Annotated in this window: 15 protein-coding genes and 2 pseudogenes; 11 read left to right on the forward strand and 6 right to left on the reverse strand. The window is 58.8% G+C overall.

The window, feature by feature from the left end:
• The first annotated feature begins 1 nt into the window (after nucleotide 1).
• From dut to argB, 3 genes and pseudogenes are all read left to right on the forward strand, one after another.
• Complete coding sequence (gene dut / locus RHM58_RS07335; protein WP_134420907.1) at nucleotides 2–457, forward strand: dUTP diphosphatase; 456 nt, start codon at nucleotides 2–4, stop codon at nucleotides 455–457.
• Nucleotides 458–823: 366 nt separating this feature from the next.
• Nucleotides 824–2,200 (forward strand): annotated as a pseudogene (locus RHM58_RS07340) (phosphomannomutase/phosphoglucomutase); the annotation flags it as partial.
• A 24-nt stretch (nucleotides 2,201–2,224) separates the two neighbouring features.
• Nucleotides 2,225–3,130, forward strand: a complete 906-nt coding sequence (gene argB / locus RHM58_RS07345; RefSeq protein WP_123403785.1) for an acetylglutamate kinase — start codon at nucleotides 2,225–2,227, stop codon at nucleotides 3,128–3,130.
• 168 nt (nucleotides 3,131–3,298) lie between these two features.
• Here the strand turns inward: argB and pyrE are convergent, their stop codons facing one another.
• Complete coding sequence (gene pyrE, locus RHM58_RS07350; protein ID WP_201198933.1) at nucleotides 3,299–3,943, reverse strand: orotate phosphoribosyltransferase; 645 nt, start codon at nucleotides 3,941–3,943, stop codon at nucleotides 3,299–3,301.
• Between the two features lie 82 nt (nucleotides 3,944–4,025).
• On the opposite strand from pyrE, the gene RHM58_RS07355 reads away from it, so the two are divergent.
• Nucleotides 4,026–4,805, forward strand: coding sequence for an exodeoxyribonuclease III (locus RHM58_RS07355; RefSeq protein ID WP_003176915.1), 780 nt, complete (start codon nucleotides 4,026–4,028; stop codon nucleotides 4,803–4,805).
• A 79-nt stretch (nucleotides 4,806–4,884) separates the two neighbouring features.
• Here RHM58_RS07355 and gltS read toward each other — a convergent pair whose 3' ends face one another.
• The 3 genes from gltS to rph form a co-directional block, all read right to left on the reverse strand.
• Nucleotides 4,885–6,093 (reverse strand): sodium/glutamate symporter, encoded by a 1,209-nt coding sequence (gene gltS, locus RHM58_RS07360; RefSeq protein WP_201255319.1) that lies wholly within the window; start codon nucleotides 6,091–6,093, stop codon nucleotides 4,885–4,887.
• A 398-nt stretch (nucleotides 6,094–6,491) separates the two neighbouring features.
• Nucleotides 6,492–6,860: a DUF4870 domain-containing protein gene (locus RHM58_RS07365; protein ID WP_322269968.1), complete on the reverse strand. Its 369-nt coding sequence runs from the start codon at nucleotides 6,858–6,860 to the stop codon at nucleotides 6,492–6,494.
• A gap of 28 nt (nucleotides 6,861–6,888) precedes the next feature.
• On the reverse strand, nucleotides 6,889–7,611 hold the full coding sequence (rph, locus tag RHM58_RS07370; protein WP_201190467.1) for a ribonuclease PH: 723 nt from the start codon (nucleotides 7,609–7,611) through the stop codon (nucleotides 6,889–6,891).
• A 270-nt stretch (nucleotides 7,612–7,881) separates the two neighbouring features.
• Here rph and RHM58_RS07375 point away from each other — a divergent pair, with 270 nt between their 5' ends.
• The 6 genes and pseudogenes from RHM58_RS07375 (at nucleotide 7,882) to RHM58_RS07400 (ending at nucleotide 13,176) form a co-directional block, all read left to right on the forward strand.
• Nucleotides 7,882–8,745 carry a YicC/YloC family endoribonuclease gene (locus RHM58_RS07375; protein ID WP_322269969.1) on the forward strand — a complete coding sequence of 288 codons (864 nt, stop codon included), beginning with the start codon at nucleotides 7,882–7,884 and terminating at the stop codon, nucleotides 8,743–8,745.
• Between the two features lie 12 nt (nucleotides 8,746–8,757).
• Nucleotides 8,758–9,378, forward strand: coding sequence for a guanylate kinase (gene gmk, locus RHM58_RS07380; protein ID WP_201198941.1), 621 nt, complete (start codon nucleotides 8,758–8,760; stop codon nucleotides 9,376–9,378).
• 167 nt (nucleotides 9,379–9,545) lie between these two features.
• The gene (gene rpoZ, locus RHM58_RS07385) at nucleotides 9,546–9,809 is read left to right on the forward strand and encodes a DNA-directed RNA polymerase subunit omega (protein WP_007894670.1); all 264 of its coding nucleotides are present in this window, start codon (nucleotides 9,546–9,548) and stop codon (nucleotides 9,807–9,809) included.
• A gap of 57 nt (nucleotides 9,810–9,866) precedes the next feature.
• Nucleotides 9,867–11,974, forward strand: a pseudogene (gene spoT, locus RHM58_RS07390) (bifunctional GTP diphosphokinase/guanosine-3',5'-bis pyrophosphate 3'-pyrophosphohydrolase).
• 24 nt (nucleotides 11,975–11,998) lie between these two features.
• Nucleotides 11,999–12,379 (forward strand): RidA family protein, encoded by a 381-nt coding sequence (locus RHM58_RS07395; protein ID WP_003229509.1) that lies wholly within the window; start codon nucleotides 11,999–12,001, stop codon nucleotides 12,377–12,379.
• Between the two features lie 56 nt (nucleotides 12,380–12,435).
• A complete protein-coding gene (locus RHM58_RS07400) occupies nucleotides 12,436–13,176 on the forward strand; it encodes a hypothetical protein (RefSeq protein WP_322269971.1) in 741 nt (246 codons plus the stop codon).
• Nucleotides 13,177–13,540: 364 nt separating this feature from the next.
• Here the strand turns inward: RHM58_RS07400 and RHM58_RS07405 are convergent, their stop codons facing one another.
• Both RHM58_RS07405 and RHM58_RS07410 read right to left on the reverse strand, forming a co-directional pair.
• Nucleotides 13,541–14,566: an IS110 family transposase gene (locus RHM58_RS07405; RefSeq protein WP_201256610.1), complete on the reverse strand. Its 1,026-nt coding sequence runs from the start codon at nucleotides 14,564–14,566 to the stop codon at nucleotides 13,541–13,543.
• 98 nt (nucleotides 14,567–14,664) lie between these two features.
• The gene (locus RHM58_RS07410) at nucleotides 14,665–15,522 is read right to left on the reverse strand and encodes an SDR family oxidoreductase (protein ID WP_322269973.1); all 858 of its coding nucleotides are present in this window, start codon (nucleotides 15,520–15,522) and stop codon (nucleotides 14,665–14,667) included.
• A 188-nt stretch (nucleotides 15,523–15,710) separates the two neighbouring features.
• On the opposite strand from RHM58_RS07410, the gene exbB reads away from it, so the two are divergent.
• Nucleotides 15,711–16,676: a tonB-system energizer ExbB gene (gene exbB / locus RHM58_RS07415; protein ID WP_322269974.1), complete on the forward strand. Its 966-nt coding sequence runs from the start codon at nucleotides 15,711–15,713 to the stop codon at nucleotides 16,674–16,676.
• Nucleotides 16,677–16,682 lie beyond the last annotated feature (6 nt).

Raw genomic sequence — 16,682 nt, forward strand, 5'->3', positions numbered from 1 at the left:
CATGCACGCTTTGCAAGCCAAGATCCTCGACCCCCGCATCGGCACCGACTTCCCGCTGCCGCAGTACGCCACCCCAGGCTCCGCCGGCCTCGACCTGCGCGCCATGCTGGAAAAAGACACCGTGATCAAGCCGGGCGAAACCCTGCTGATCCCGACCGGCCTGTCCGTCTACATCGGCGATCCAGGCCTGGCGGCGCTGATTCTGCCGCGCTCAGGCCTGGGCCATAAGCACGGCATCGTGCTGGGCAACCTGGTCGGCCTGATCGACTCCGATTACCAGGGTCCACTGATGGTTTCGTGCTGGAACCGTGGCCAGACCGATTTCAACATGGTGGTCGGCGAGCGTCTGGCTCAACTGGTTTTGGTGCCGGTAGTTCAAGCGCACTTCGAAATGGTCGAAGAGTTCGTTGAGACCGAGCGTGGCGCTGGTGGTTTTGGTCACTCGGGCAGCCATTGATTCACAGGTGATCCTGTGGCGAGCGAGCTTGCTCGCGCTGGGCTGCGAAGCGGCCCCAAAAACTTTGTAAGTCATTACCGATTTTGTGAGTGCTGCGCACTCAAGCGGGAGCAAGCTCCCTCGCCACAGATGCTCTGTATGCTGGAAATTGCACAGACGTCATCTGAAAGGTTTATCACTGCAAATCAAGGTTTTGGCCGGCCAAATGCTTGCTGAAGACGGTGGCATGGCCTTTACACACCACGAACTCTCTGTGGAAAACGCCGTCATACCCTTCAGTTTGAGCCTGTCGACCCGTAGTTCACAGGCAGGTCCAGCCACTTTCGAAATGGAGCATTCCCACAGATGAGCAGCCCAGCCCAAGTCGCACCGAAGTTCCCCGACAGTATCTTCCGCGCCTACGACATTCGCGGCACCGTCCCGGAATTCTTGAACGCTGAAACCGCTTACTGGCTCGGCCGCGCTATCGGCGCCCAGAGCCTGGCCCAGGACGAACCAAACGTTTCCGTTGGCCGCGACGGCCGCCTCTCCGGCCCCGAGCTGGTCGAACGCCTGATTCAAGGCCTGGCCGACAGCGGTTGCCACGTCAGCGACGTCGGCCTGGTGCCAACGCCAGCCCTGTATTACGCCGCCAACGTACTGGCCGGCAAATCCGGCGTCATGCTCACCGGCAGCCACAACCCGTCGAACTACAACGGTTTCAAGATCGTTATCGCTGGCGATACTTTGGCCAACGAACAAATCCAGGCCCTGCACGAACGCCTCAAGACCAACAACCTGAGCAGCGGCAAGGGCAGCATCACCAAGGTCGAGATCCTCGATCGCTACAACACTGAGATCGTCCAGGACATCAAACTCGCCCGCCGCCTCAAAGTGGTGGTCGATTGCGGTAACGGCGCGGCCGGCGTGATCGCCCCGCAGTTGATCGAAGCGCTGAATTGCGAAGTGATCCCGCTGTTCTGCGAGGTCGACGGCAACTTCCCGAACCACCACCCGGATCCGGGCAAGCCTGAAAACCTGGTCGACCTGATCGCCAAGGTCAAGGAAACCAACGCTGACATCGGCCTGGCCTTCGACGGCGACGGCGACCGCGTCGGCGTGGTGACCAACACCGGCAGCATCGTCTTCCCCGACCGCCTGTTGATGTTGTTCGCCCGCGACGTACTGGCACGCAACCCGGACGCGGAAATCATCTTCGACGTCAAATGCACCCGCCGCCTGACCCCGCTGATCAAGGAATACGGCGGTCGTCCGCTAATGTGGAAGACCGGTCACTCGTTGATCAAAAAGAAAATGAAACAAACCGGCGCCCTGTTGGCCGGCGAAATGAGCGGGCATATCTTCTTCAAGGAGCGCTGGTTCGGTTTCGACGATGGCATTTACAGCGCCGCGCGGCTGCTGGAGATCCTCAGCAAGGAAAAATCCACCGCGGAGGAGCTGTTTGCGACCTTCCCGAACGATATTTCTACGCCTGAAATCAATATCCATGTGACCGAAGAGAGCAAATTCAGCATCATTGATGCATTGCACGACGCGAAGTGGGGCGAAGGCGCCAACCTGACCACCATTGACGGCGTGCGAGTCGACTACGCCAAAGGCTGGGGCCTGGTGCGCGCATCCAACACCACGCCGGTGCTGGTGCTGCGCTTCGAGGCCGATGACGAGGCTGAATTGCAGCGCATCAAGGACGTGTTCCACGCCCAACTGAAACGTGTTGCCCCTGATCTCCAACTACCGTTCTGATTTTTTGATGCACCGGAGCCCTGAATGACCCTCGAACGCGAAGCCGCCGCCAACACCGCCAAGGTCCTGTCCGAAGCGCTGCCTTACATTCGCCGCTATGTCGGCAAGACGCTGGTGATCAAATACGGCGGCAACGCGATGGAAAGCGAGGAGCTGAAAACCGGCTTCGCCCGCGACATCGTGCTGATGAAAGCCGTGGGCATCAACCCGGTAGTGGTTCACGGCGGCGGCCCGCAAATCGGCGATTTGCTCAAGCGTCTGTCGATCGAGAGCCACTTCATCGATGGCATGCGCGTGACTGACGCGCAGACCATGGACGTGGTGGAAATGGTCCTCGGCGGCCAGGTGAACAAGGACATCGTCAACCTGATCAACCGTCATGGCGGCAGCGCCATCGGCCTGACCGGTAAAGACGCCGAGCTGATTCGTGCGAAAAAGCTCACCGTGACCCGTCAGACGCCGGAGATGACCCAGCCGGAAATCATCGATATCGGCCAGGTGGGCGAAGTGGTCGGGATCAACACCGACCTGCTGAACCTGCTGGTCAAAGGCGATTTCATCCCGGTGATCGCGCCAATCGGCGTCGGCGCCAACGGCGAGTCGTACAACATCAACGCTGATCTGGTGGCCGGTAAAGTGGCCGAAGCGCTGAAAGCTGAAAAGCTGATGCTGCTGACCAACATCGCGGGCCTGATGGACAAGCAAGGCACGGTCCTGACCGGCCTGACCACCCAGCAAGTCGATGACTTGATCGCCGACGGCACGATCTACGGCGGCATGCTGCCGAAGATTCGTTGCGCGCTGGAAGCAGTACAGGGCGGCGTGGGCAGCTCGCTGATCATTGACGGCCGGGTGCCGAATGCGATTCTGCTGGAGATCTTCACCGATACGGGTGTGGGTACTTTGATCAGCAATCGCAAGCGTCCGTAAGCGATAGCGCATACAAAAGACCCCGCTCAGCCTGGCTGAGCGGGGTCTTTTTTGCCTGCGATCCCTTGTGGGAGCGAGGCTTGCCCGCGAAAGCGGTGTATCAGTCAACGAAGATGTCGAATGTGACGGCCTCTTCGCGGGCAAGCCTCGCTCCTACACAGGTCGGTGTTACACGCCAAACTGGGCTCGGTAGGCTTCAACCGCCGGCAAATGCTGCTTGAGCTGCGGATCATCCGCCAGGAACTGCAGGACCTGGTTCAGCGAAACAATGCTGATCACCGGAATGCCGAAGTCACGCTCCACTTCCTGGATAGCCGACAACTCGCCGTTGCCTCGCTCCTGACGGTTCAGCGCGATCAGCACGCCGGCGGCCTTGGCACCGTCCTGGGAAGCGATGATCTGCATCACTTCGCGGATCGCGGTGCCAGCGGTGATCACGTCGTCGATGATCAGCACGTCGCCGGCCAATGGGGCGCCGACCAGGCTGCCGCCTTCGCCGTGGGCCTTGGCTTCCTTGCGGTTGAAGCACCATGGCAGGTCACGGCCGTGATGTTCGGCCAATGCCACCGCGGTAGTCGCCGCCAACGGGATGCCTTTGTACGCCGGGCCAAACAGAACGTCGAAGGGAATGCCGCTCTCGACAATGGCTGCCGCGTAGAAACGACCCAGCTGCGCCAAGGCCGAACCGGTGTTGAACAGGCCGGCATTGAAGAAGTAAGGACTGGTACGTCCGGACTTCAGGGTGAACTCACCGAAGCGCAAAACGCCGCGATCGATGGCAAAACGAATGAAATCGCGCTGATACGCTTGCATGAAAAAAACCCCAAATACCACGGATTTAGCTAATTAGGTTGACGCCGTGTATCATACACGCACGCGATTTTTGGGGCCATTTATGCGGATCATCAGTGTGAACGTCAATGGTATTCAGGCTGCAGTGGAGCGAGGTTTGCTCAGTTGGCTGCAAGCACAGAATGCCGACGTCATCTGCCTGCAGGACACCCGCGCCTCCGCCTTTGAACTGGACGATCCAGCTTTCCAACTGGATGGCTACTTCCTTTATGCCTGCGATGCCGAAGTACCCGCCCAAGGTGGCGTGGCTTTGTATTCGCGGTTGCAACCGAAGGCTGTCATCAGCGGTCTCGGCTTCGAGACGGCCGACCGCTACGGGCGCTACCTGCAAGCCGATTTCGATAAGGTCAGCATCGCGACCTTGCTGCTCCCTTCGGGGCAGAATGGCGATGAAGACTTGAACCAGAAGTTCAAGCTAATGGACGATTTCGCCCGTTATCTGGATAAACAGCGACGCAAACGTCGCGAGTACATTTATTGTGGCTCGCTGTACGTGGCGCAACAGAAGCTGGATATCAAGAACTGGCGCGACAGCCAGCAATCTCCGGGCTTCCTGGCACCTGAACGTGCCTGGATGGACGAGATTGTCGGCAACATGGGTTATGTCGATGCCCTGCGCGAAGTCAGCCGTGAAGGCGACCAGTACAGCTGGTGGCCGGACAACGAACAGGCTGAGATGCTCAACCTGGGCTGGCGTTTCGACTACCAGTTGCTGACCCCGGGCCTGCGCCGCTTTGTACGCAGCGCACGCCTGCCACGTCAGCCACGGTTCTCGCAGCACGCACCGCTGATCGTGGATTACGACTGGACGCTGACCATCTAAGCGTCGTTTCGCAGCTAAAAAAATGCCCGTATCGCAAGATACGGGCATTTTTTATACGCCTGTGGATATGACCCAAACCTCAGGCAACGGCAAAAAACGGCAGTGCAAGGTACAGCTTGATCACGATGACATTAATGATGTCGATGAAGAACGCACCCACCATGGGCACCACGAGAAACGCTATCTGCGAAGGCCCGTAGCGCTGCGTCACCGCCTGCATGTTAGCGATGGCCGTGGGTGTGGCACCAAGCCCAAAACCGCAGTGCCCTGCCGCCAACACCGCCGCATCGTAGTTACTGCCCATGATTCTGAAGGTCACGAAAATCGCAAACAGCGCCATGACCAACGTTTGCGCAGCCAGAATGATGAAGATCGGCAAGGCCAGTGCCGCCAGATCCCAGAGTTTGAGCGACATCAAGGCAATCGCCAGAAACAGCGACAAGCTGACATTCCCCAGCACGGAAACTTCACGCTCGAATACCTGATACAAGCCCAACGCTGAAAGCCCGTTGCGCAAAACCACACCCACGAACAAGACGCACACGAACGTCGGCAACTCAAGTGCAGTGCCTTGCAGCAAGCCATTCAGAAGATTGCCGGCTAATAGGCTGACGGCAATCAGGGCGAGTGTCTCGATAAACGAAAATGGCGTAATCGAGCGCTCTTTGTTCGGCTGCTCAAAACCCTTTGGCAACCGTGGCGTTTCCTGAGGGTGGCAGCCGGGGACTTGAACACGCTTGATCAGCAGGCGAGCGACCGGACCACCTATCAAGCCTCCCAACACCAGGCCAAACGTCGCAGAGGCAATCGCAAGTTCTGAGGCAGAAGCCAGACCATACTTCTCACTGAACACCGTCCCCCACGCAGCGCCTGTACCGTGACCGCCCGCCAACGTAATCGAGCCGGTCAGCAGCCCCATCAAAGGATCGAGTCCAAGCATTTTTGCGAGGCCGATGCCCATGGCATTTTGGAGTATCAGAAGTCCAACCACTGCCAGCAGAAAAACGCCCACTACGCGACCGCCCTTCTTCAGGCTGGCGAAGTCCGCACTCAAACCGATAGTGGCAAAAAAAGCCAACATCAACGGCGTCTGTAATGAAGTATCAAAGCGGACTTCAATATCAAAAGTTCGCAATACCAAGAGAGTCAGGGCAACCAACAGGCCGCCGGCGACGGGTTCCGGAATATTGTAATTACGTAGAAAACCAACACGTGTAACAAGTCCGCGCCCCAGCAAAAGCACTAAGGAGGCGGCCACAAGCGTTCCATAAAAATCGAGCTGAATCATTGGGATTATTCTTGGCTATATATTCAGAGGCGAACGTCTTACCTACGTACGCCTTTGAACCGGCTGAGTGTCTCAACACTGATTGCTTGAAATTCAAGGACCTTCGATGGCTTGAATATGTCGAAATATTACTGAGTGAATATAACGTGGGGCAACTCTATCAACCGCAAAGTCTCATTGCCAAGGACTCAGCCGATGAGGAGGCATTGCAGTTGTGACTAAAGATGTAAGAGTGATAGTTGATAAAGAAGCGTGGCGCGCTTATCACACGTTCTATACGCCACAGATATTAATTAAACGGCAAAAATACAAATGCCCCGACAAGTCAGGGCATTTGATTTAAAGCGTCCAATGTGGGAGCAGGCTTGCCCGCGGCCACAGGGGTTCTGTATTGATCGTTACTTGATTACCCGCCAGGTGAACGGATACCGATAAGGCACGCCGTCATTGGCTTTTACACCCGCGATGATCGTCAGCACCAACCCGCCGATGGCGATCAGGCCAAGCAGGAAGAACCCGATGACCACCAACATCAAAAAGAACGAGATGGTCGCGGCAATGGCGACGGTGATCTGAAAATTCAACGCCTCCTTGCCCTGCGCATCAATGAACGGGTCACTCTCGCGCTTCATCTGCCAGAGAATCAGTGGACCAATCAGCGTGCCAAACGGAATCCAGATCCCCAGCAAGGCGGACAAGTGACAAAACATAGCCCATTGACGAACCTCTTGGCTCGGCTTGGGCAGCAGCAGTTGCTCGTCACTCATGGCGTCCTCCTTGCGTGGAACAGTCCGATCAGTCAGCCAGAGCAGCTTTCTGCAATTCGAAGATTTCGTTCATGCCTTTCTTGGCCAGTTCCAGCATCGCCGTCAGCTCTTCCGGCTGGAACGGCGCGCCTTCAGCAGTACCCTGGACTTCGATGAAGCCGCCAGTGCTGGTCATCACGACGTTCAGGTCGGTCTCGGCAGCCGAATCTTCCGGGTAGTCGAGGTCAAGCACAGGCTCACCCTGATACATGCCTACCGAAACGGCAGCGATCATTTGCTTGAGCGGGTCGCCGCCTTTCAGGCCGCCGCGCTTCTTGATCACTTTCAAGGCATCAACCAATGCAACCATTGCGCCGGTGATCGATGCAGTACGGGTGCCACCGTCAGCCTGGATCACGTCGCAATCGACGTACAGGGTGACATCGCCCAGCTTGGACATGTCCAGCGCCGCGCGCAGGGAACGACCGATCAGACGCTGGATTTCCAGGGTGCGGCCGCCTTGCTTGCCGCGGCTCGCTTCACGCTGGTTACGCTCGCCGGTGGCGCGCGGCAGCATGCCGTATTCAGCGGTCAACCAACCTTGGCCCTGCCCCTTGAGGAAACGCGGCACGCCGTTCTCGACGCTGACGGTGCAGATGACTTTGGTATCACCGAATTCGACCAGTACAGATCCCTCGGCGTGTTTGGTGTAGTTGCGGGTAATGCGGATCGAGCGGAGCTGATCGGCAGCGCGACCACTTGGACGTTTCATAGGGGATACCTGTACGGGGGACGGAAAACTGCCGAGCATTATAGAGCCGCTGGCCGCGCCTGGGCACGTCTAAAAAATCCAGCCGACAGCTGAAGGCCGTGAAAAGCACTTAACCGACGGCCTGTAGTCCATTTGTCACACCGTGTGTTTGGGCGCATCCGCCCCACTGCGCTACAATCCTGCGCCTTGCTGCCAGTCGGCTTTAATTCATTGATATCAGGCCCGCGAAGCCCAAGGGTTTCGCGCCGGCCTGCATTGCGAGGTACCTCCATGGTGCACAGCATGACCGCCTTCGCCCGCGTCGAAAAAGCCGGCGTCCAAGGCACCCTGAGCTGGGAGCTGCGCTCGGTCAACAGCCGCTACCTGGAACCGCACCTGCGTCTGCCGGAATCGTTTCGCGACCTCGAAGGCGCCGTCCGCGAAGCCCTGCGTCAAGGCTTGTCTCGAGGCAAACTGGAATGCACCCTGCGCTTCACTGAAGAAAGCACCGGCAAAACCCTGCAAGTCGACCGCGAGCGCGCCTCGCAACTGGTCGCCGCCGCCGAGACCATCGCCAGCCTGATCAAGAACCCGGCCGCGCTGAATCCGCTGGAAGTCCTGGCCTGGCCCGGCGTGCTGGTGGGCGATGCCACTGACCCGCAAGCCCTGAACGCCGAGGCACTGGCGCTGTTCACCCAAGGCCTGAAAGAGCTCAAGGCCGGCCGCGAGCGTGAAGGTTCCGAGCTGGCACGGTTGATCAATGAGCGTCTGACGTCCATTGAAGAAGACGTCGTGACCCTGCGTGAACTGGTCCCGCAGATGCTCGCCACCCAGCGCCAGAAAGTCCTCGACCGCTTCGCCGACATGAAAGCCGAGATGGACCCGCAGCGCCTGGAACAGGAAATGGTCATGCTCGCTCAAAAGAGCGACGTCGCCGAAGAACTGGATCGCCTGAGCACTCATATCATCGAAGTTCGCCGGGTACTCAAGTCCGGCGGCGCTGCCGGCCGGCGCCTGGACTTCCTGATGCAAGAGCTCAACCGCGAAGCCAACACACTGGGCTCCAAAGCCTTCGACCCGCGCAGCACGACGGCAGCGGTCAACCTCAAAGTGTTGATCGAGCAGATGCGCGAACAAGTGCAGAATATTGAGTAAGGCTACCCCGACATGACCCACAGCACTGGCACCCTGTACATCATTTCTGCCCCTTCGGGCGCGGGCAAGAGCAGCCTGGTCAAGGCCCTGACCGACGCTGATGAGGAGATCCGTGTCTCGGTCTCCCACACCACCCGCGCCATGCGCCCCGGTGAAGTGAACGGCGTGAACTATCACTTCGTCTCGCGCGAAGCGTTCGTGAAGATGGGCGAGCATGGCGACTTCCTCGAGCGCGCCGAAGTGTTCGGCAACCTCTACGGCACGTCGCAAAGCCACCTGCAGCAGACCCTGGACGCAGGCCACGACCTGATTCTGGAAATCGACTGGCAAGGCGCCGAGCAAGTACGCAAGTTGATGCCCCAGGCCCGCTCGATCTTCATTCTGCCGCCGTCCCTGCAGGCCTTGCACCAGCGCCTGACCAATCGCGGCCAGGACAGCGACGAAATCATTGATGGCCGGATGCGTGAAGCTGTCAGCGAGATGAGCCACTACGTCGACTACGACTACCTGATCATCAATGACGATTTCGCCCATGCACTTCACGATCTGAAGGCGATTTTCCGTGCCAATCAGCTGCATCAGAAGCGTCAGCAGCAGCGCCACGGAAAACTTTTGGCCGAATTGCTCGGCTAAACAGCTCTTCCCAAAACCGCTGCAAGGGCTTTACATTGGCACTTGCAGCGCGTTGAAGGGCTTGGTCAAAAAATCAGCGCTTCCCTAATCGCTGGTGATTTTTTAAACTGTTGAGTCCGCTCGCCCAACCGGGCAGCGCGCATATTGCATTCGCTCCGAGGAATACCATGGCCCGCGTAACCGTTGAAGACTGCCTGAACCACGTGGAAAACCGTTTTGAGCTGGTCATGCTGTCCACCAAACGTGCCCGTCAACTGGCCACCGGCGGCAAAGAGCCACTGGTTCAGTGGGAAAACGACAAGCCTACCGTTGTAGCGCTGCGTGAAATCGCTGAAGGCCTGATGAGCTACGAGTTCATCGCCAATGCTGAAATCGTCGAAGACGAACCGCTGTTCGCAGCGTTCGAGGACGAGTCCAACGAGGCCGTCTAAGCCTATGCCTGGTCGACGTAGCACGGCGCGGGGTCACAGCGAACGGCAGGAGTCATCATGCCGAGCATAGACGCCCTCGCCGATCGCTTATCGACCTACCTCGGCAATGACCAGGTCAACCTGGTCCGCCGAGCGTATTTCTACGCCGAACAAGCCCACGACGGCCAACGCCGCCGCAGCGGCGAGGCTTACGTCACGCATCCTCTTGCGGTGGCGAATATTCTTGCCGACATGCATATGGACCATCAGAGTTTGATGGCGGCCATGCTGCATGACGTGATCGAAGACACCGGCATTGCCAAGGAAGCGCTGCAAGCGCAGTTCGGCGAAACCGTGGCCGAACTGGTCGACGGGGTCAGCAAACTGACCCAGATGAACTTCGAGACCAAGGCCGAAGCCCAGGCTGAAAACTTCCAGAAAATGGCCATGGCCATGGCGCGCGACATTCGCGTGATCCTGGTCAAGCTGGCCGACCGCCTGCACAACATGCGCACGCTGGAAGTGCTGTCCGGCGAAAAACGCCGACGCATCGCCAAGGAAACCCTGGAAATCTATGCGCCCATCGCCAACCGGCTGGGCATGCACGCCATCCGCATAGAGTTCGAAGACCTCGGCTTCAAGGCCATGCACCCGATGCGTTCCGCGCGGATCTACCAGGCGGTCAAACGCGCCCGGGGCAACCGCAAGGAAATCGTCAACAAGATCGAAGAGTCCCTGAGCCACTGCCTGGCGATTGATGAAATCCAGGGCGAGGTCAGCGGACGCCAGAAACACCTCTACGGCATCTACAAAAAAATGCGCGGCAAGCGTCGGGCCTTCAACGAGATCATGGACGTCTATGCGTTCCGGATCATCGTCGACAAGGTCGATACCTGCTACCGCGTACTGGGTGCTGTGCACAATTTGTACAAACCGTTGCCGGGGCGCTTCAAGGATTACATCGCGATCCCCAAGGCCAACGGCTATCAGTCGCTGCACACCACGCTGTTCGGCATGCCGTCGGTGCACCGATCGAGATCCAGATCCGCACCCGTGAAATGGAAGAGATGGCCAACAACGGCATCGCCGCCCACTGGCTGTACAAATCCAGCGGTGACGAGCAGCCAAAAGGCACCCACGCCCGCGCCCGCCAGTGGGTCAAAGGCGTGCTGGAAATGCAGCAACGCGCCGGCAACTCGCTGGAATTCATCGAAAGCGTGAAGATCGACCTGTTCCCGGACGAGGTCTACGTGTTCACGCCAAAAGGCCGGATCATGGAGCTGCCCAAAGGCTCCACGGCGGTCGACTTCGCTTACGCGGTGCATACCGACGTCGGCAACAGTTGCATCGCCTGCCGGATCAACCGTCGTCTCGCGCCGCTGTCCGAACCGCTGCAAAGCGGCTCCACGGTCGAGATCGTCAGCGCTCCTGGCGCACGGCCGAACCCGGCGTGGCTCAACTTTGTCGTCACCGGCAAGGCGCGGACCCACATCCGCCATGCGCTGAAACTGCAGCGCCGCTCCGAATCCATCAGCCTCGGCGAACGCCTGCTGAACAAAGTGCTCAACGGTTTCGACAGCACGCTGGAAAAAGTTCCGGCCGAACGCGTCAAGGCGATGCTCATCGAGTACCGCCTGGAACTGATCGAAGACCTGCTCGAAGACATCGGCCTGGGCAATCGCATGGCCTATGTGGTCGCCCGCCGCCTGCTGGGCGAAGGCGAACAACTGCCGAGCGCGGAAGGTCCGCTGGCAATTCGCGGCACCGAAGGCCTGGTACTCAGCTACGCCAAGTGCTGCACGCCGATCCCGGGCGACCCGATTGTCGGGCACCTGTCCGCCGGCAAAGGCATGGTTGTGCACCTGGACAACTGCCGCAATATCAGCGAAATCCGCCACAACCCGGAAAAATGCATCCAGCTCTCGTGGGCCAAGGATGTCACCGGCGAATTCAACGTCGAGCTTCGCGTCGAACTGGAACATCAGCGCGGCCTGATCGCCCTGCTGGCCAGCAGCGTCAACGCGGCCGACGGCAATATCGAAAAAATCAGCATGGATGAGCGCGATGGTCGCATCAGCGTGGTCCAACTGGTGGTCAGCGTGCACGACCGTGTGCACCTGGCCCGCGTGATCAAGAAACTGCGCGCCTTGACCGGGGTGATTCGCATCACCCGCATGCGTGCCTAAGCCCACTATTACAAGGAGTCATTCATGACCAAAACAGTTATCACCAGCGACAAGGCCCCGGCCGCCATCGGTACTTATTCCCAGGCGATCAAGGCTGGCAATACCGTTTACATGTCGGGCCAGATTCCTCTGGACCCAAAAACCATGGAACTGGTCGAAGGCTTCGAAGCCCAGACCGTCCAGGTGTTCGAGAACCTGAAAGCCGTGGCTGAAGCTGCTGGCGGCTCGTTCAAAGACATCGTCAAACTGAACATCTTCCTCACCGACCTGAGCCACTTCGCCAAGGTCAACGAGATCATGGGCAAGTACTTTGACCAGCCGTACCCTGCCCGCGCCGCCATCGGCGTTGCAGCCCTGCCAAAGGGTTCGCAGGTAGAAATGGACGCCATTCTGGTCATCGAGTAATACATCCGGCGCAGCCCCAACAGGTTGCGCCGACTTCGTTTTGAAAGGATTCCACCATGCGCAAAGCGCTTGCCTTCTCCCTGCTCGCCGTTTTTCTCGGCGGCTGCGCCAGCAATCCTGCCGACCGCGACATCAGCGGCACCTGGATCAACCAGGTGGCCATCGATGCTGCCTCCAAGGGCGGCCCCCTGCGCGAAGCGTTGCAGGCTTACGGCCCGAATCTGGAATGGGACGTCAACACCAAGGCCGGTCAGGCCCGCTACACCAACGGTTTTGAAAACGTCGAAGGCAAGCTGCTGGGCGACAAGTCCGGCGCCTGGAAAGTCGACTTCTATGGCAGCTCTGCCAGCGAGCTGAAACGTGACGGCAAGCAACTGAGCCAGGCCGCCAACGACAACGAACCGGCGCAGGTCTTCGATCGCGCGCTGATCCCGGTACCGGAAGGCGCGCCGATTGGCGCCAGCTTCGAGCGTGCACTGTATTCTTCGTACATGGGCGGTAGCTGGAAAGTCATCAGCGGCCCGGGTGAAGGCAACGCCGTGCAATTCGAGGCCGACGGGCAAGTGGCCGGTTTGTCGGGCGCGGACCGTTATGCCCTGTGCCTGGCAGGTGATTGCGCTTCGATGAGCGGCGGCAACGACAACATGTGGCTGCAACTGAACGGCCAGGGCAACACCTGGATCTTTGCGCGCAAGGGTAAAGAGCTGGAAATTTTCCAGGCCGTGAACACGGCCGGAGCGGATGAAATGCCTTCGTTCACGCCGGGCCAGCGGCAGTGGTTGCTCGAGAAGCAGTAATAAGGATCTAACTACAAGAAGATCCCTGTGGGAGCGAGCTTGCTCGCGATGGCGGCATAACAATCAACGATGATGTTGGATGTTAGGGCCTCATCGCGAGCAAGCTCGCTCCCACATCTATGGTTCCCCCTTTTCTGCAATACTGTTTTTGATGATGTGTTTGGCTTGCTTTCATCTATCCGGCGTCTGAGTGGAGGTTGGTCCATTCGCGCCTTGATGAGAATCGATGCCCGGCGATCCTAATTACTTGGACGGCCTTTCAGCCGTGTGGGAGCTCAGGGTTTTCGTCAGGCCGGTTGGCCGTTCACGTCATCTGTTATCCAGCATCGCAAACCAGGTGGGTGGTGCTCGGGTGACAGCGGGGTCAGGCGTTCATCGCGCCTGGCCCCGCATCGAATTCGGTGTGGTGTGCTGCAATCGCCCAGGCGATTCTCGCCAGTTTGTTGGCCAGTGCGCAGACCACATGATTGGAGTGATGGTTGTCCCATAGCCGTCGGACCCAGTCCGCCAGCGCTCCTTTCTGTCGATCCAACTGCATCAGATAGACGCGGGCACACTGGATCAGCAGACGTCTCTGGTTTCGGTCACCCCGCTTGCTGATGCCTAAAAGTACGGTTTTTCCGCCCGTGGAGTGTTGTTTGGGCACTAGCCCGATCGAGGCCGAATAGCCTCGGCCGCACTTGAACTGTTTGCCATCGCCCAACTCGGCAGCCAGGACGCTGGAGGTGATCGGGCCGACACACGGCATCGTCATCAAGCGAACAGCCAGATCATCTTCAGCGGCTTGGCACTCCACTTCCTTATCCAAAGCCTTGACCTGCTCGTGCAAGTAATTGAAGTGCTCACGCAGCCTGGTCAGTAGTTTTTTGATGGAATCGGGAAGTGGATGTGCTTCAAGCAGCGCTGGAAGATCTTTGATGGACTTGAAGCCTGGGGCCAAGCTGATTCCGACTTCCAGGAGGGCTGCGTGAATCCGATTGACGGTAGCAGTACGTTCTTTGATGAACGAATCACGTGTCGAGTTGAGCATGGCCAGCGCCTGCTGAGCCTGATTCTTGGGCGGCACAAAGCGCATTGTTGGACGAGTTGCAGCCTCGCAGATCGCTTCGGCATCAGCGAAGTCGTTCTTGTTGCTTTTCACATACGGACGCACGAGATGCGGAGCAATGAGTTTGGGTATATGCCCCAGTCTTGAGACTTCCTGCGCCATGAAGTGGGCTCCGCCGCAAGCTTCCATCGCAACGGTGCAGGGTTCGAGATTGGCCAGATGCTGGATGAGCGCCGCCCGATTAAACTTTTTGCGGTAAAGCTCATGACCACGATCATCTTGTGCATGCAGATGAAAGGTGTGTTTTCCCAGATCGATGGCGACAATAGCTACTTTGTTCATGGCAACGGTCTCCGATGAGCCCCCTGTGAAAGCTTAGTGGGTGATCACAGGGGGCGGCGGGGGAGCCATTTCATTATTTGTTTTCGGGTGACCGGAAGTCAGCAACGGCCTTCGAGAATCGCTGCATACCCTTCGCGATAACTTGGGTACTTCGGCACCCAGCCCAACGCTTTCGCCCGGGCATTGCTGCAGCGCTTGCTGCCAGTGCGGCGCACGCTCGCGTCTTCGGCCCATTCGGTCACACCCAGGTACTCCCGCAACCAGCCCACCACGTCGGCCAACGGCGCCGGCGCATCATCGACGCCGATGTAGACGTCATCCAACGCCACATCACGATGATCCGCTTCAAGTAGAAACGCCATCAACCCGGCCGCGTCGTCGGCGTGAATGCGGTTGCCGTACAGCGGTGGATCAGTCACTACGCGATAACCGCCGCGCACTTGGATCAGCAACCTTTCGCGGCCAGGGCCGTAGATCCCGGTCAAACGCACGATGCTCGCCGGGATGCCACTGCCGAGCGCCACCTGCTCGGCCTCCAGCATCAGTCGCCCCGAAAAACCACCGGCCGCCGTCGGCGAGGTTTCATCGACCCACTCGCCACCCTCCTGACCGTAGACACTGCTACTGGAGACAAACAGCAAGCGTTTAGGTACCTGCCCGTAGTCGTTCAGCCACTCAAGTACATACTGCAAGCCCTGGACATAGGCGGCGCGGTACCCGGCTTCATCGTGATCGGTAGCCGCCGCGCAATACACCAGGTAATCCACCGCACCGATTGGCCAGGTCTCTGGACAGTCTTTATTGAACAAGTTGCCGGCAACACCAATCACCCCTTCGGGCAGACGTGAGATGTCACGCCGCAATCCGTGAACCTCCCACCCAAAACCCAGCAATTGTGTGGCCAGACGGCTGCCGACATCACCGCAGCCGGCGATCAAAACAGATGGCGCGGACATCAGAACACTCCCTCAGGAAAGGTACAGACTAGCGCCCGTAAAGGACGAGCGGCTAGCAATGGAGGAAAAAAGAGAAGCCATTACTTTTGTTAACAAGAATTAATTGCAATAATGCCAGCCACTTTTGTTCTCGGCCTTACGAGGCCTGGAAGAACATTTACCCTATTTTCCTCTCAGGTCCGGCCAGCATGACACGCAATCTATTTCCCGCTTCGCCAACCAAACGACCTCGCGCCTGGAGCGCTGTGGCCGCCCTGCTGCTCAGCCTGATGCTGGCGCCGATCGCCGCTTTCGCTGATGCACAAGCACCAGCCACTCCGGCAGCCGCTACTGCTCCGGCCCCTGCTGATCATGCTGCTGCACCGGCCGCAACCGACCCGGCTCAAGCCGTGAACGCCACTGCTGACGACGCACCTGAAGTCCTCGAGCCCGACAACTCTCTGGGCATGGCCCACGACCTGTCGCCATGGGGCATGTACCAGAACGCCGATATTATCGTGAAAATCGTGATGATCGGTCTGGCCATCGCCTCGATCATCACCTGGACCATCTGGATCGCCAAGGGCTTCGAGCTGATGGGCGCCAAGCGTCGTCTGCGGACCGAAATCGTCCACCTGAAGAAAGCCGCCACCCTTAAAGAAGCCAGCGCTTCGGCGACCAAGGAAGGCACCCTCGCCAACCTGCTGGTTCACGATGCCCTCGAAGAAATGCGCCTGTCGGTCAACAGCCGCGAGAAAGAAGGCATCAAGGAACGTGTCGCCTTCCGTCTTGAGCGTCTGGTTGCAGCCTGCGGTCGCAACATGAGCAGCGGCACCGGCGTACTCGCCACCATCGGCTCCACCGCGCCCTTCGTCGGCCTATTCGGTACCGTATGGGGCATCATGAACAGCTTCATCGGCATCGCCAAAACCCAGACCACCAACCTCGCCGTTGTAGCCCCCGGCATTGCCGAAGCCCTGCTGGCCACTGCGCTGGGTCTGGTTGCGGCGATTCCTGCCGTGGTGATCTACAACGTCTTCGCCCGCTCCATCGCCGGTTACAAGGCGCAGGTTTCCGATGCGTCGGCAGAAGTCCTGCTGCTGGTCAGCCGCGACCTGGATCACCTGCCGCCCGAGCGCAGCAGCTCGCAACCGCACATGGTGAAAGTGGGGTAATCGGCC

The organism is Pseudomonas sp. 10S4, from assembly GCF_034344865.1.
GTDB lineage: Bacteria > Pseudomonadota > Gammaproteobacteria > Pseudomonadales > Pseudomonadaceae > Aquipseudomonas.